The organism is Gilliamella sp. Choc6-1 (assembly GCF_001690385.1).
GTDB classification, from domain to species: Bacteria; Pseudomonadota; Gammaproteobacteria; order Enterobacterales; family Orbaceae; genus Gilliamella; species Gilliamella apicola_A.
In genome coordinates this window covers 77125-91863 of sequence record NZ_LZHI01000015.1, presented here as the reverse complement: position 1 = coordinate 91863, position 14739 = coordinate 77125, and the positions used below count along the sequence as shown (strand labels likewise).

The 14739-nt window shown below is 33.9% G+C and carries 16 protein-coding genes and 1 tRNA gene; 8 read left to right on the top strand and 9 right to left on the bottom strand.

Features of this window, described 5'->3' with window-relative positions:
• Window positions 1–318, top strand: a 318-nt coding sequence (locus A9G36_RS02140; protein ID WP_141670325.1) for an integrase core domain-containing protein, incomplete at its 5' end; no start/stop codon positions are given.
• A gap of 4 nt (window positions 319–322) precedes the next feature.
• On the opposite strand, the gene A9G36_RS10255 is transcribed toward A9G36_RS02140, so the two are convergent.
• Together A9G36_RS10255 and A9G36_RS02130 are read right to left on the bottom strand one after the other, a co-directional pair.
• Window positions 323–1366: a polymorphic toxin-type HINT domain-containing protein gene (locus A9G36_RS10255; protein ID WP_255305614.1), complete on the bottom strand. Its 1044-nt coding sequence runs from the start codon at window positions 1364–1366 to the stop codon at window positions 323–325.
• Between the two features lie 242 nt (window positions 1367–1608).
• Window positions 1609–3072: an aminoacyl-histidine dipeptidase gene (locus A9G36_RS02130; protein WP_065585341.1), complete on the bottom strand. Its 1464-nt coding sequence runs from the start codon at window positions 3070–3072 to the stop codon at window positions 1609–1611.
• A 146-nt stretch (window positions 3073–3218) separates the two neighbouring features.
• Between A9G36_RS02130 and gpt the strand changes: the two genes are divergently transcribed.
• The 6 genes from gpt (at window position 3219) to proA (ending at window position 8500) form a co-directional block, all read left to right on the top strand.
• A complete protein-coding gene (gene gpt, locus A9G36_RS02125) occupies window positions 3219–3755 on the top strand; it encodes a xanthine phosphoribosyltransferase (protein ID WP_080715877.1) in 537 nt (178 codons plus the stop codon).
• Between the two features lie 23 nt (window positions 3756–3778).
• Complete coding sequence (locus A9G36_RS02120) at window positions 3779–5035, top strand: alpha/beta hydrolase (protein ID WP_065585340.1); 1257 nt, start codon at window positions 3779–3781, stop codon at window positions 5033–5035.
• Window positions 5036–5063: 28 nt separating this feature from the next.
• Complete coding sequence (gene proB, locus A9G36_RS02115; protein ID WP_065569148.1) at window positions 5064–6167, top strand: glutamate 5-kinase; 1104 nt, start codon at window positions 5064–5066, stop codon at window positions 6165–6167.
• A 19-nt stretch (window positions 6168–6186) separates the two neighbouring features.
• Entirely contained in the window at window positions 6187–6477 is a 291-nt protein-coding gene (locus A9G36_RS02110) for a hypothetical protein (protein ID WP_065569133.1), read from the top strand.
• Between the two features lie 40 nt (window positions 6478–6517).
• On the top strand, window positions 6518–6937 hold the full coding sequence (locus A9G36_RS02105; RefSeq protein WP_065569132.1) for a hypothetical protein: 420 nt from the start codon (window positions 6518–6520) through the stop codon (window positions 6935–6937).
• 309 nt (window positions 6938–7246) lie between these two features.
• Window positions 7247–8500 carry a glutamate-5-semialdehyde dehydrogenase gene (gene proA / locus A9G36_RS02100; protein WP_065585339.1) on the top strand — a complete coding sequence of 418 codons (1254 nt, stop codon included), beginning with the start codon at window positions 7247–7249 and terminating at the stop codon, window positions 8498–8500.
• A gap of 60 nt (window positions 8501–8560) precedes the next feature.
• On the opposite strand, the gene trhP is transcribed toward proA, so the two are convergent.
• Together trhP and A9G36_RS02085 are read right to left on the bottom strand one after the other, a co-directional pair.
• A complete protein-coding gene (gene trhP, locus A9G36_RS02095) occupies window positions 8561–9904 on the bottom strand; it encodes a prephenate-dependent tRNA uridine(34) hydroxylase TrhP (RefSeq protein ID WP_065569130.1) in 1344 nt (447 codons plus the stop codon).
• A gap of 613 nt (window positions 9905–10517) precedes the next feature.
• Window positions 10518–10591, bottom strand: a tRNA-Cys gene (locus A9G36_RS02085).
• A 419-nt stretch (window positions 10592–11010) separates the two neighbouring features.
• Between A9G36_RS02085 and A9G36_RS10090 the strand changes: the two genes are divergently transcribed.
• Window positions 11011–11178, top strand: a complete 168-nt coding sequence (locus A9G36_RS10090; RefSeq protein ID WP_176701001.1) for a hypothetical protein — start codon at window positions 11011–11013, stop codon at window positions 11176–11178.
• A 26-nt stretch (window positions 11179–11204) separates the two neighbouring features.
• Here the strand turns inward: A9G36_RS10090 and A9G36_RS02080 are convergent, their stop codons facing one another.
• The 5 genes from A9G36_RS02080 to A9G36_RS02060 form a co-directional block, all read right to left on the bottom strand.
• Window positions 11205–11426, bottom strand: coding sequence for a hypothetical protein (locus A9G36_RS02080; protein ID WP_034945428.1), 222 nt, complete (start codon window positions 11424–11426; stop codon window positions 11205–11207).
• A gap of 246 nt (window positions 11427–11672) precedes the next feature.
• A complete protein-coding gene (truC, locus tag A9G36_RS02075; protein ID WP_065585337.1) occupies window positions 11673–12380 on the bottom strand; it encodes a tRNA pseudouridine(65) synthase TruC in 708 nt (235 codons plus the stop codon).
• Window positions 12381–12402: 22 nt separating this feature from the next.
• Window positions 12403–13221, bottom strand: coding sequence for a pyridoxal phosphatase (locus A9G36_RS02070; RefSeq protein WP_065585336.1), 819 nt, complete (start codon window positions 13219–13221; stop codon window positions 12403–12405).
• 99 nt (window positions 13222–13320) lie between these two features.
• Entirely contained in the window at window positions 13321–13926 is a 606-nt protein-coding gene (gene recR / locus A9G36_RS02065) for a recombination mediator RecR (protein WP_065569127.1), read from the bottom strand.
• A 129-nt stretch (window positions 13927–14055) separates the two neighbouring features.
• Window positions 14056–14739, bottom strand: a complete 684-nt coding sequence (locus tag A9G36_RS02060; RefSeq protein ID WP_034945419.1) for a response regulator transcription factor — start codon at window positions 14737–14739, stop codon at window positions 14056–14058.

The following is a 14739-nucleotide window of genomic DNA, read 5'->3' as shown; positions in this document are numbered from 1 at the left end:
GAATATCATGGATATCCATTAAAAATACGAGTAGATAATGGACCAGAATTTACAGGAAAAACCTTTATAAACTGGGCTAAATCACATGATATAGCCATTGATTATATAAAGCCCGGTAGCCCTTATCAAAATGGTTACATTGAACGATTTAACCGGACTTATCGAACTGAAGTGTTAGATTTATATCTTTTTAACAACCTAGCGCAAGCAAGGAGAATAACCGAAGAATGGCTCACCATTTATAATACCGAAAGACCGCATGAGGCGTTAAATAACATGACACCGATTGAGTATAAAACACTAAAACAAGCAGCTTAATTTTCTACGTGAGTTGTGTGCTAAGTTTGGGGCATTTACAGTGCCAGTCTTCAACTTCAAAATTATAGACTTTTTTCTTAGTATAAAGAAAGTTTTGTCTTTTTACGCGGTACCATTTTTTATTTTTGGTTTGTATGTGGTCTTGTTCGGTGAGGTCGGCGGCATCTTTCCAGCCTTGTTTGGTGTAGAAGGGGTGTTCGGCGGTGGTTTCTATGGTTTCGCCTTCCAGTTCTATTTGTACGGTGGTGTCTATCTGTTTGCGGATTATGGCGGTTACTTTTTTTAGGCTTATTTCGCCACCGGTTGGGTTTTGCGACCATACCCGATCTCCCTCGCGTATTTGTTCTATTTTTTTTATGTCTTGCTGTGTGTGAACAGGCGTTCCGGCCGGGAAACAGGCGAATACGCATACTTTGCCGTATCGTATGGCTATGTCGTCGGCTTTTTTGGCAAGGGCTTTGGCTGCTACTTTAGCACTTGCTTTGGTTAGCAGTTTTCCGCCTGCGGTTAGGGCGGCTTTACTTATTTTGGATGCTGCCTTACCTACTTTACTGGCCGCTTTGGCCAGTTTTGCTGTTTTTACTGCTGCTGAAGCGGCATTTCCTGCGCCAAATGAAAATAAACCTCCTATATCTAGTGCTAAAAAGGCTGCGCTCAATCCAAATCCTACCCAGTCTCCTTTAATTCCTGAACGTACCATACCGACCACACCGCCTGCAAAGGGTACTATTTCTACTGCATCCCACCAACTTAAGCCTTCTTCTTCTTGCGGTGGGTCTTCGGCGTTTTCTTCGGTCAGTTTATCTAAGTCTTCTCGGCTTACGGGGATTTGTCCGCTGGTTATAAATTCTATTTTGCCGCCCAAACTGCACGGTAAGGTGCTTTTATAGAGTAGGGTTTGGTTGCCTTTGACTTTTACTTTGTAGGTGTCTTTCCATTCTAACGGAACCGGTACGCAAGGTTGTTGCGTTTTTTGACATATCCCAAATGCGGGTATATTGGTTATTGGGATTTTATCGGCGGCGGTGCAGACTTTACATCCGTTTATTTATTCTAAAAAGCTAAGGTCTATTCCATAAAATGAATTATTTATACAAGCTAAGGGAGTTTCTCCTGCTAAGATTGTCACATAATATTGTTGATGATTAAGGCTTGAAAAGGCATATTCAGCCCATTTTTTAGGATTTTTAATTAACTCTAATTCTTCTTTGAATTGTTTTTTTAGTAAATATAAACACGAGCAATATCTTCAAAATACCTACCGATAAAGATCGGCAGGTACACGTTAGATTATTTTAGGTGGTTTGCTGATTTTAATATCGCTATCAATAATTCCCAATAACGATAAACACTTTGAATGTTAACTTTTTCATCTGGTGAATGCGGCGAAACAATCGTTGGTCCAATTGATATCATATCCATATTTGGGTAACTTTGTTTGAATAAACCACATTCAAGACCTGCATGAATCACCATTATTTTTGCTTGCTGAGAAAAAATTTCGTGATATTTATCTTTGGCTAATTTTAGTAGTTGTGAATCTAAATTAGGTTCCCATCCTGAATAACCACCGCTTATTTCATAATTGGCATCTGCTAATTGACTAAGTGATGTCAATGTTGATACAACCGCATCTTTAGCACTATCGACTTGAGAACGAATTAGAAAATGGGCATTAAGTTGATTGTCCTCAATACTAACAATACCTAAATTGAGCGATGTTTCAACCACTCCATGAAGTTGATTACTCATTCTAACTACACCATTAGGCGCTGAATTTAACCAGCTTATAATTTTATTTTGATGTTCTGTAGTTAATACGCGTTTTACTTTGTTTGATTCAACCTCCGATAACGTTATTTCGATAGCAGGCTCTACATGACCTAACTCATTGTGTAAAATTGTTTGATATTGTTTAACAATGGCTTCTAATTTTGGCAGATCTTGTTTATTTAGTGTAATTTCAATAAAGGCTTCTCTTGGGATTGCATTACGTAGTGAACCACCTTTTATATCAGCTAATCTAAACGAGATATCTTGTGCATATTGCGCTAAAAAGCGAGCCATCAATTTAATTGCATTACCACGACCAAGATGAATATCACAACCTGAATGTCCACCTTTTAATCCTTTAAGTGAAATATTCATATAACAATCATGCTTTTCTGACATTACTGCATAAGTAACGGCAAAGGTTGTAGTAAAGTCAACGCCGCCAGCACATCCTGTAAATATTTCGCCTTCATCTTCAGAATCAGTATTAATTAGATAGTGACTTTTTAACCAATTAGGTTGTAAACCAAAGGCACCGTGCATCCCAGTTTCTTCTGATACTGTTATCAATACTTCAATCGGTCCATGTTCAACAGCAGGATCGATTAAAACGGCTAACGCAGATGCTAACCCAACGCCATTATCAGCACCTAATGTCGTTCCTTTGGCTTTTACCCATTCGCCATCGACATAAGCTTGAATTGGATCAGTTAAAAAGTCGTGACTAGTACCTTCATTTTTTTGTGGCACCATGTCCATGTGAGCCTGTAATGCAATTGATGGGCAGTCTTCCATACCTTTGGTAGCAGGTTTACTTAACAAAATATTACCTACTTTATCAAGTTTGCAATCAATACCATGAGTATTAGCAAAATCGACGATATATTTAGTTATCATTTGTTCATGGTGAGATGGGTGCGGAATTTTACAAATATCATTAAAAATCTGCCAAACAAATTTAGGCGTTAAGGTAGAAAGCATAATATAACCTCAATATTAAGTATGTAATAAATTAATGAGTGGTTTTTTTTATTGAATCACATTATAATAAGGTGCAATTTTACATCTATTTTTAGTTCATTAATATTTATTTATTCATACAATCGATTAAAATTGCAGGTTACTCAATGTCAACAGATCAAATTTTATTAACAGAAGAAGAAATACAAGCCAAAAAACAACATAAGGCAGAGCTTATTGCTGAAAAGAAAAAATTCAATGTTACTTGGGAAATGTTGCAATCCTATGGTCGCCAACTTTCTGAGCGCTTATTACCTGCAAATCAATGGAAAGGTATTATTGCCGTTAGCCGTGGTGGATTAGTGCCTGCTGCTATCTTAGCCCGAGAATTAAGTATTCGCTATGTCGATACTGTTTGCATTTCAAGTTATGATCATGATCACCAAAGAGAAAAATTAATATTAAAACAAGCTAATGGCGATGGTGAAGGTTTTATTGTTGTTGATGATTTGGTCGATACTGGTAATACCGCTCATACTATCCGTGAAATATACCCAAAAGCTCACTTTGTTACTATTTTTGCAAAACCTGCTGGCAAACCACTTGTTGATGATTATGTTGTCGATATTGCACAAGATACTTGGATTGAACAGCCATGGGATACAGGAGTCATGTTTGTTAAACCTATTAGCGATCATAAATAATTGATAAGGAAGTTAAGGTTGTTATGGCAACTACCGAAAATCTAACTGAACAGATATTTAAACCACAATTTGATTATCCTGAAACTTCAACACTTATCAATCGCATTGATAATAGTAATGGTAGTAGCATTAGCACCTTAGATGGGGAAATTGACTTCAGATGGTATCGAATTATTAATCCCATTTTATGGCATTGGCGTGGATTACCCAAATTAGAGGCTGAAGCGGTTTTATCAAAAATTGCCGCTTCAACTCGAATCCACACAAATGATACCTGGCTAGACACTGTTGTTGGTTATCAATCTGGCAACTGGACCTATGAATTTTTAAATCAAGCGGCAGTATGGCAAGCTAAAGCTGAATCAATTGATGAAGCAAATCTTATAGATGAAAATAAAAATAATTTACACAATTATTATCTTATAGCCAGCATATATGCAAGTATTGCTAGTTATCCTCATTTTAAAAATGACCAGCTAGCAATGTATGCCCAAACATGCGCTTATCAATATTATGCAAAAGCTCTTCAATTTTCGCCATTTTTGATAAAAGAACTGGAATTTAAAGTCGATAATCGTAGTGTCAAAACAATTTTACATTTACCAAAATGCGAAGGGACTTGCCCTGTTGTGTTGATTTGTAATGCGTTAGGCAATTTGCAGATCGATTATTATCGTTATTTTAGTGAATTTTTAGCGCCGCATGGATTTGCCATGCTAACTGTTGATCTACCAACTGTTGGTTATAGCCGTAACTTTGCTTTATCACAAAATAGTAGCCAAATTCATCAAGCTATATTAGAGCAGTTGTCTTCTGTTCCATGGATAGATGATCATCGGATTATTGTTGCTGGATTTAGGTTTGGTTCGCATATTGCTACACGCTTAGCTTATTTGATGCCAAATAAAATAAAAGGCGTATTTAATTTTACTCCGTTTATTCATCAAATCTTTGTTGATAAAGATCTGCAAAAAAATCTACCGAATAGTTATAAAGATATGTTAGCTAGCCGTTTGGGATTACCTTCAATATCCAACCAACAATTGGCAGCAGAATTAAATTATTTTTCACTAAAAAATCAAGGACTTTTAACTCATTCTTGTCATGAGCCTGTTATGAATATCCTCTTTGAGGGTGATAAGTTAAGTGATCTTTGTGAAGCAAAATTAATTCATTCAATCAAACAAAATAAAGTAATAACTGTACCTAAAACACAGTTACAAAAAAGTTTGCATAAGGCGTTAACACAATCAGTAAATTGGATGAAGTCTGTTATATAACGTGAAAAAATAAGAATATGCTATGACTATTAAAAAACAACAAACCCTAGTTGTTAAATTAGGTACCAGTGTACTAACAGGTGGAACGAAACAACTTAATCGAGCACAAATAGTTGAGTTGATAAGGCAATGCGCAAGCCTACATCAAGATGGGCATAAAATTATCATTGTTACATCTGGTGCAATTGCAGCAGGACGTGAATATCTTAACTTCCCTTCTCTACCTAATACCGTTGCTTCAAAGCAATTACTCGCTTCTGTTGGACAAAGTAAGCTTATTCAACTTTGGGAACAGCTATTTTCTATCTATAAGATCTATATTGGTCAAATGTTACTTACCCGTGCAGACCTTGAAGATCGTGAAAGATTTTTAAATGCACAAGACGTTTTAAAAGCAATGTTAGTTAATCATATCATTCCAATCATCAATGAAAATGATGCTGTTGCAACCGCAGAAATTAAAGTTGGCGATAATGATAACTTATCAGCGCTAGCTGCCATTTTAGCCGAAGCTGATAAGTTGATTTTATTAACTGATATTGAAGGTCTTTATACAGCCGATCCAAGAGCTGATAAAAGTGCCAAGTTAATTCATGAAATTGATCATATTGACGATAATTTACGAAGTATCGCCGGAGGTAGTGTTTCAGGGTTAGGTACGGGTGGGATGAGCACAAAATTACAAGCAGCTGAAGTAGCTGGAAGTGCAGGTATAGAAGTTATTATCGCTGCAGGAAATAAACCAAATGTTATTATTGATATTGTCAATAATAAACCTATTGGAACACATTTTTTACCACAAAAAACACCACTAGAACATCGTAAACACTGGTTGTTTGGTGCACCAAAAGCAGGCAAAGTGTTATTAGATGATGGTGCTGTTAATGCAATTTTAAATAATGGTAGCTCGCTATTACCTAAAGGGATTATCAGCGTAGAGAAAAATTTTTCTCGCGGTGAAGTTATTGATATTTGCGATAAATTTGGCAAACCCTTTGCGTGCGGTGTTAGTCGTTATAATAATGATGCTTTAAGGCAAATTGCAGGGCATCATTCGCAAGAAATTAGCAAAATTATTGGCTATGAATATGGTCATGTTGCTGTTCACCGTGATGATATGTTAATTAATTAAGTAATAAGGAAAGAAAATTATGGAATTAGCTATTGTTGGTATAATTGCCAATTGGTTGGCAGTATTTTATATTAATGTTTCATTAAAATATGATGAGGCATCTCAGATACTTTTACCATTGGTTATTATTTTTGCTTTGGTTGCTACTATAGGATTAATTATTACAACACATAATAAAAAAATTGGAGGTATATTAATCATTATAGGTAGTATTCTTTTTGTACCGTTAGGATTAATTGGTGTTCTCGGTGGAAGAAAAATTATAAGTCAAGAAAATGCAAAATCTTTAGAAGAAAGACGTCATTTTTAGAACATAAAAAGATATTACAACAACATATAGGATAAAAAAAATGGAATCAAAAAATCAAACCATTAAACAATTTTATGCACGACATTTGGCAATGTTTGGTATTGTCTTTTGTATCATTGCTATCATAGCAATGTTAGTCATATCTCCAAAATTCGGGTATAACATTGCACCGTTACTATCTATACTAGTTATATCAATTTTGCAATATTTTATGGTATATATTACCATTGGTGAAGATTTTATTACATTCAGACCAGCACTAATAAGAAGCAATATAAACGTGCTTTTCGATGAAATCAAATCTATTAGATATGAGCCTAAAAAAGTATTTATAGAATACTGTAATAAAATAACTAAACAGGAATCTACTTTAAAGATATCTTTAAGTGTTTTAGATAATGACACAAAAACAGAGTTTTTAAACACTTTACATACAGTTTTAAAAGATAAAGAGTCATAAATTGATGCTTATTAGAGCAAAGAAGTACTGTTCTTTGCTCTTATTTTTATTCATACAGTAATACTTAAATAGAAAAATATTATTGTTATATCCTACTTAGATTTTATTTCTTTACAAGAAACGTATACTTTTGATATCTATCATCGGCATTAAGAGATGAATAAAATGTAGAAAAACACCAAGTAAATAATGAAATAAAAATTTTTTGGCAAATTTCAATATAATATTAACGTTATGCAAAAAATTATTTTATAAAAAATACCACTTAGCAAATAGAATTGTAAAAAATAAACTTTAGAGGCAACAATAATGTTACAACAAATAGGTAAAGCGGCCAAGCTTGCTTCATATCAATTGGCACAATGCCCTACTTCAACTAAAAATAAAGCTTTAACTATTATTGCTGATTTATTAGAAGAACACAGTGCAACAATTCTTGCCGCTAATAAGGAAGATATTAAATTGGCAAAAGAGCAAGAGTTAAATGAAGCAATTCTTGATCGATTATTGTTAACCCCCAAACGACTATCATCTATCACCAATGATGTCCGTAAAATCATTTCATTAACTGATCCTATTGGTCAAATCATTGATGGTTCTACTTTAGAAAACGGTTTAAAGTTACACCGTCACAGAGTACCACTTGGCGTTATTGGTGCGATTTACGAGGCTCGACCAAATGTAACCATTGATATTACAGCTCTTTGTTTAAAAACAGGCAATGCCGCAATACTTCGCGGGGGTAAAGAAACAATCAATACTAATATGGCCACAATTTCTGTTATTCAAAAAGCGTTAAAACAAGTTGGTTTACCCCAGACAGCTGTTCAATATATTAATAATCCTGATCGTAAATATATTCATGAGTTACTTAAACTCGATAAGTATATCGATATGATTATCCCCCGAGGTGGTGCATCTTTACATAAATTATGTCGTGAACATTCAACAATACCCGTCATTACAGGTGGTATTGGAGTCTGTCACATTTTTGTTGATGAAAGTACTGATATTGATAATGCTCTACCAATTATTGTCAACGCCAAAACTCAGCGTCCAAGCACTTGTAATACGCTTGAAACGTTACTAGTCCACCGAAATATTGCGGAGCAGTTTTTGCCAAAACTTTGTCAGGTCATGGCAGATAATAACGTCGTATTACATACTGACCAAAACTGTTATGACATATTAAAAACAGGTAATGCAACTATCCTACCAGTAAAAAATGAAGAATTACGACAAGAATGGTTATCAAAAGATTTAAACGTGATCATTGTTGATTCACTTGAATTGGCTGTAGAACATATCCGCGAGTATGGTACGGGTCATTCGGAGTCCATTCTCACGCGTAACTTGCTTAATGCAGAACAGTTCGTAAATCAGGTTGATGCAGCTGCAGTTTATGTCAATGCATCAACACGTTTTACTGATGGTGGGCAATTTGGATTAGGTGCAGAAGTAGCAGTTAGTACACAAAAACTACATGCACGCGGACCAATGGGACTCGAAGCTTTAACTACCTATAAATGGATAGGTTATGGAGACAATTTAATTCGTCAATAATAAGATTCTGTTTAATATAACTGTTCGAGCATTCCGAACAGTTTTTTATGCTTAACCAAACTAATCAAAATTACGCATTAATAATGCATAATTTAAATCGATTTCTTCAGGAATTGGAATATAAACAATATGTCCATCACCTAAACCAGCAGGAACAGGTTGTCCTTTTTTGTTTTCCATTCGCTCAATCGTGAAAGTTTTATTACCCTTCGGTGTCATAATTTCAACGCTATCTCCAACAGAGAATTTATTTTTTACGATAACTTCAGCCAACCCATTTAATCGTTTACCAGAGAACTCACCAACAAATTGCTGCCTTTCCGAAACTGAATGGCTATGTTCGTAGTTTTGCATTTCTTCATGCTTATGGCGACGTAAAAATCCTTCCGTATACCCTCGATGAGCAAGTGCATTAAGCTCTTGTAACAAGCGAGGATCAAAAGGCTTACCTTCACTCGCAGAATCAATAGCTTGGCGATACACTTGTGCTGTTCTTGCACAATAATAAAAAGATTTAGTTCTTCCTTCAATCTTGAGCGAATGGACACCAATTTTTGTTAAATCATCAACTAGTTCCACTGCTCTTAAATCCTTTGAGTTCATAATATATGTACCATGCTCATCTTCATAAGCTTGCATATATTCACCTGGGCGACCTGATTCTTCAAGCATAAATACTTTACTAGTAGTTTGACCAATTCCTAATGTTGGTTCAACTTGTTTTACCGAGATTGGTTCACATTTATGTATAATTTGCCCCACTTCGTCTTCTTTACCCTCAGCAACTTTATATTCCCAACGGCAGGCATTAGTGCATGTTCCTTGATTTGAATCACGCTTATTAATATAGCCCGAAAGCAAGCAGCGCCCAGAATATGCCATACACAATGCGCCATGGATAAACACTTCTAACTCCATTTCAGGAACTTTTTCACGGATTTCAGCAATTTCATCAAGTGATAATTCACGCGATAAAACGACTCGAGTTAATCCCATTTGATGCCAAAATTTTACTGTTGCCCAGTTAACAGCGTTCGATTGTACAGATAAGTGAATTTCCATATCAGGAAAATGTTCGCGAACTAACATGATTAAACCTGGATCTGACATGATGAAAGCATCAGGTTTCATATTTACAATGGGTTCTAAATCACGAATAAAAGTTTTGAGTTTAGAATTATGAGGAGCAATATTAACTACCACATAAAACTTTTTGCCTTGAGCATGGGCTTCGTTAATACCAATTGCTAAATTTTCATGATTAAATTCATTATTACGAACCCGCAAACTATATCTAGGTTGCCCTGCATATACCGCATCAGCCCCATAGGCAAACGCATAACGCATATTTTTTAAAGAACCGGCAGGAGAAAGTAATTCTGGTTTAGCATATAAAAGTGTCATCAAAAATGCCTTTGATTTCAAGTCAGTATTACATATTAAGTAATAGGTTAAGCAAAATAGAGGGCATTTTACGCTTTAGAATTTTGATTGGCAAATATATATTATCAAAGCAATCAAAGTATCACCATATTTAGCTTTATTTAAAAGCAAAGCAAATAAATCAGCTATTATCAGCATAGCAAATGTTTATAAGCCTACTGCACTAAAAGTTAATAAATATCTTATTGTATAAAGACAGAAAATTAAATTATAGATAAAACATTTATTGCAAATAATTTAATCAGCATTATTAAGTAAAGGTAAATATTCACTCCAGCGATATTCCCTAATAGGCATAGGTTTAGCCCCTTTAAAATATAAAACTAATGCCGGTTTAATGTTATTCCAATTATCTACAAATTCATACCGAATAAGACAACCTTTTTTTATTAGATTCTTTGCTTTCGCATGATAATTAAAATAGCTCATAGCCTATCTCAATAAACTAAAAAATAAATATTAAAAACATGTTGACATATTTAAAGTTAATATAAATCGTTAATATACAATATTTGATTAATGACAAATTCGCATAAAGTGATTATAAGATTATTCTAAATAAAGATTATTAAAATGGAGGCGCGTCCCGGAATCGAACCGAGGTAGACGGATTTGCAATCCGCAGCATGACCACTCTGCCAACGCGCCGTATAGATCGATCTATATGAATAGGTTGCAAATATTAGCATTGGCTTATTAAGAGGTCAAGGTAAAATAGATTATAATTACATCAGTCATATTTGAAGTTGAAATTTATTTAATCATTCCAAGGTTATATGGTAATTAATCATACTAATTTTAGTATTGATAAAAAATTTTAACTGCAGTTAATATGATATGCCACCTCAATTTACACAAAATAACGACATTTTATTGTGTTGAAGGATGTCTATAAATCTATGTAATATCATTGTTATTCGCAAAATCACTAGGAAATAAATAAACACCACTTAGAAATGGAAAATTGATTGATTGCCAATTAACATTAAAATCGGGTTGAAATTTGATAATGGAATCAAAAAGTAACGTTGTACAATAAAGATGCAGCTCTTCACGAGGGGGTTAATATGAAAGCTTCCCCTTGTTTTGTTAAAAAATCACTAACAATTTGTTACTGTTGCTTATTAGATATAAAATTAGGTTTCGCTATAGCATATGTTTCGGCTAGTTCAGGCGTTATAAACTCAGCTAAAGTTGATACAATATTAGCTTTTTTAGATTCTTTGAAAGAGTAATCTATATTTGCTATAACATAGTTATTTTATTTAAGATTAATTAGCCAGTTACCATCAGCCTTAATCACTGATATGTTTTTTTCATCATTAGTATATTTTACGGGTTCAGATTTGACTTTATCAAGTCCACCATGTTCATCAGCAAATTGTTTACCTCGCTGTAGTACTTCTTGTATTTTTCTTTTAACGAACATTCGCATATCCATACCTTTATTATCATTATCTTTAGGAAAATTTATAAGATTCATAAGTATCTGAATCACCTTTGTAGATTGCTGTAGTAAATTTTTTTGCTACTTGTTCAGGAGAATCATTATTGGAACATGCAGTTACCATAAACGCTAATAAAATACACTTAAAAATTTCATTATCAATTTAAATTATAATTAATATATTACATAAACTCCCTTTGGTAAAATAAACAATATCAAAGGAAATAAGTTAAATAATACTAGGTAATCAAATAATTACAAAGTAATATGGAATAATGACTACTATTTAAAATTTAAAAGGATATCTTGCCAACTTTGATCTAATTTAGCTTCAATAACTATTGGTTTATGTTGGGTTGGATGTGTGATTTCAAGTTTGCTTGCGTGTAACATCAATCGTTTGATATTAAAATAAGTTGTAAATGCACGATTTTGATGTAAATCACCATGTTTGCTATCCCCCAATATCGGATGGAAAATATGTTTCATATGGCGACGTAGTTGATGTTTACGACCTGTTTGTGGTTTTAATTCAACAAAACTATACCTTGCTGTTTCAAATTTGCTAACCTTAATCGGAACTTCAATTTTGCTGATAGATTTGTAAAATGTGACTGCATCTTGTGCTGATTTATTCTTATTAGAAAATTTATCTGCAATTTTATCTAATTCTTCAACTAAAGGGTAATCAATCACAGATTCCCCCTCAACATAACCGCGCACAATCGCATGATACGTTTTTTCAATTTGTTTTTTTGCAAATTCTTCTGACATAATTCTTGCTACATCACTAGAAAGAGCAAACAACAAAACACCAGAGGTTGGTCTATCTAGTCTATGTATAGGAAAGACATGTTGACCGATTTGATCACGCAATGTTTGCATCACAACAACTGTTTCATTTTTATCTAACCAACTGCGATGCACAAGCCAACCAGATGGTTTGTTAATGGCAATTAAGTCATCATCTTGATAAAGAATTTCAAACATAGAATATTTATTAAAATATCAATTATAAAAAGAGCTCTTCAAGCTCTTTAGCTATACTAGGGCCATTATTATCGCCAATGGCATAATTTGCTTTGGCTTTCACTTCATCATCAGCATTACCCATCGCAATCCCTAATCCAGCAATAGATAACATACTTATGTCATTATAACTGTCACCAAAAGCGACTATTTCGCTTAAATCAATATTTTCGTGCTCTGCCCAGTGAGTTAACCCATTTCCTTTGGTATTTCCTTTAACTGCTACATCTGCTCGATTTGACCAAGACCATTCACACGAAAACACTCCTAAGGAATCAACTGCATTTGAAAATTGTTGTAAAGCAGGTATATCATGGCTACTAGTAGCAAATTTAAATATAGCACCAGCTTCATCAATCAATTTCTCAAAGTTGTCAATTTTTTTGATCTCTGGTTGTAAAAATAAAGGTAAGGATTTTACCCACTTGAAAAACCCTTCAAGGTGATCATCAAGCACTTCATAAATCATCATTTTATCGGTATAAATTAAAGTATGAATGCCAAACTTATTGACTAAATTTAACAATATTTTAGCTTGTTCTTTAGTCATTGGTTTTGCAGAGAAAGTTTTCTGCCTTTCAAAATCATATAAATATGAGCCATTACAACATATCGCAGGCGTTGTTAATTTAAGTTGATAGTAATAAGGATAAATCACTGAATGATGACGCCCTGATACCAAAATAACTTTAACACCTTTAGCACTGATTTTTTCGATCATATCAATCGTTTCAGGCAAAACTAGACGGTTACTGGCTAATAGCGTACCATCCATATCAAAGGCAACAGCTTTATACTTCATATCAGACCTCGTTTCCTAACTCAATATACCAATAAAACATTTAATATCTTCAATCATTGAATGATAAATTTATAACAAACAAAAGTAATAAAATTCAAATTAGAATTCAATTTTTTGGCGACCTACAAACGAGTGCGATAACGTTGTTCCATCCACCATTTCTAATTCACCACCGACCGGCACACCATGAGCGATACGGGTTGCAATAACATTAAACTCGAAACACATTTGCGCAATATAATTTGCTGTTGCATCACCTTCTATGGTCGGATTGGTAGCCAATATGATTTCATTAATTGATTCAGAAGCCAATTTATTTTTAAGCAAATCCAAACCAATATCGCTTGGTCCAATACCATCTAATGGCGATAAGTGTCCCAATAACACAAAATAACGGCCACTATATTGCCCTGTTTGTTCAATAGCAACAATATCAGCAGGTGTTTCAACCACACAAAGTTGTCCACTACTTTGGCGACGAACATTGGCACAAATAGTACAAATATCTTTTTCTGTAAAAGTTCTACACTGCTGACAATGACCGATATTAATCATTGCTTCATGAAGCACATGCGCTAATTTGATGCCACCTTGTCGATTACGTTGTAATAAGTGAAAAGCCATTCGCTGTGCAGATTTGGGACCAACGCCCGGTAAACAACGGAAAGCTTCCATGAGAGATTCTAATAAAGGACTAATTTGCATAAATTTGTTTATTTATCATAATAAATAGAGTTAGCACTAATAATACCTTTTTTCAAGCCTCTATAAAACAAGAATTACACAACTTCTTAACTTATATGTATATAAAATTCTTAAACACATTTAAATATTTTAATAACGATAACCTAATCCATGAATTGTTTTGATTAATATAGGATTTAAAGGATCTACCTCAATTTGTTTGCGTAACTTTGAAATATGCTGATCAAGAGTTCGGCTATTTGGTGAATAATCATATCCCCAGACATAATCAAATAACATATCACGAGTAACAACTTGATTTTTATTTTTATAAAAACACTCCAGTATTTTAATTTGGCGTAGAGAAAGTTCTATAATTTGTTCACCACGTTTAGCACATAACTCCATAGGTTCAATCATTAAATCCCCAAAAATAAAGAATTCATTTATTGTTTGTTGTGGATATTGCGACTTTAAATAACGCTTTGCAATCGCTTTAATTCTGGCACGAAGTTCATGAATACCAAATGGTTTATTCATATAATCATCAGCACCAAGCTCGAGCGCAACGACACGATCAATTTCTTCATCTTTTGCTGATAAAAACAGAATTGGCACATCATCATTTTGTTTACGAATTTCACGACAAACACTGTAACCATCAAGTTCAGGCATCATAATATCTAAAATAATAAAATCAGGTTGATGCTGCTCAAATAATTCTAACGCAAATTTACCATTTTCAGCTTCAATAATAGTGTATCCTTCTTGTTCTAAAAGATCAGACATACCCCTACGGATATTTTGATCATCTTCGGCAATTAAAATTTTCAT

Bases quoted from the DNA above. Each gene is read 5' to 3' on its own strand.
- A9G36_RS02060 (WP_034945419.1), bottom strand. From the start codon at position 14,739: ATGAAAATTTTAATTGCCGAAGATGATCAAAATATCCGTAGGGGTATG.
- A9G36_RS02130 (WP_065585341.1), bottom strand. From the start codon at position 3,072: ATGCTTTCTACCTTAACGCCTAAATTTGTTTGGCAGATTTTTAATGAT.
- A9G36_RS02110 (WP_065569133.1), top strand. From the start codon at position 6,187: ATGGAATTAGCTATTGTTGGTATAATTGCCAATTGGTTGGCAGTATTT.
- truC (WP_065585337.1), bottom strand. From the start codon at position 12,380: ATGTTTGAAATTCTTTATCAAGATGATGACTTAATTGCCATTAACAAA.
- A9G36_RS02070 (WP_065585336.1), bottom strand. From the start codon at position 13,221: ATGAAGTATAAAGCTGTTGCCTTTGATATGGATGGTACGCTATTAGCC.
- gpt (WP_080715877.1), top strand. From the start codon at position 3,219: ATGTCAACAGATCAAATTTTATTAACAGAAGAAGAAATACAAGCCAAA.
- A9G36_RS02080 (WP_034945428.1), bottom strand. From the start codon at position 11,426: ATGAATCTTATAAATTTTCCTAAAGATAATGATAATAAAGGTATGGAT.
- A9G36_RS02105 (WP_065569132.1), top strand. From the start codon at position 6,518: ATGGAATCAAAAAATCAAACCATTAAACAATTTTATGCACGACATTTG.
- recR (WP_065569127.1), bottom strand. From the start codon at position 13,926: ATGCAAATTAGTCCTTTATTAGAATCTCTCATGGAAGCTTTCCGTTGT.
- proA (WP_065585339.1), top strand. From the start codon at position 7,247: ATGTTACAACAAATAGGTAAAGCGGCCAAGCTTGCTTCATATCAATTG.
- trhP (WP_065569130.1), bottom strand. From the start codon at position 9,904: ATGACACTTTTATATGCTAAACCAGAATTACTTTCTCCTGCCGGTTCT.
- A9G36_RS02120 (WP_065585340.1), top strand. From the start codon at position 3,779: ATGGCAACTACCGAAAATCTAACTGAACAGATATTTAAACCACAATTT.
- A9G36_RS10090 (WP_176701001.1), top strand. From the start codon at position 11,011: ATGAAAGCTTCCCCTTGTTTTGTTAAAAAATCACTAACAATTTGTTAC.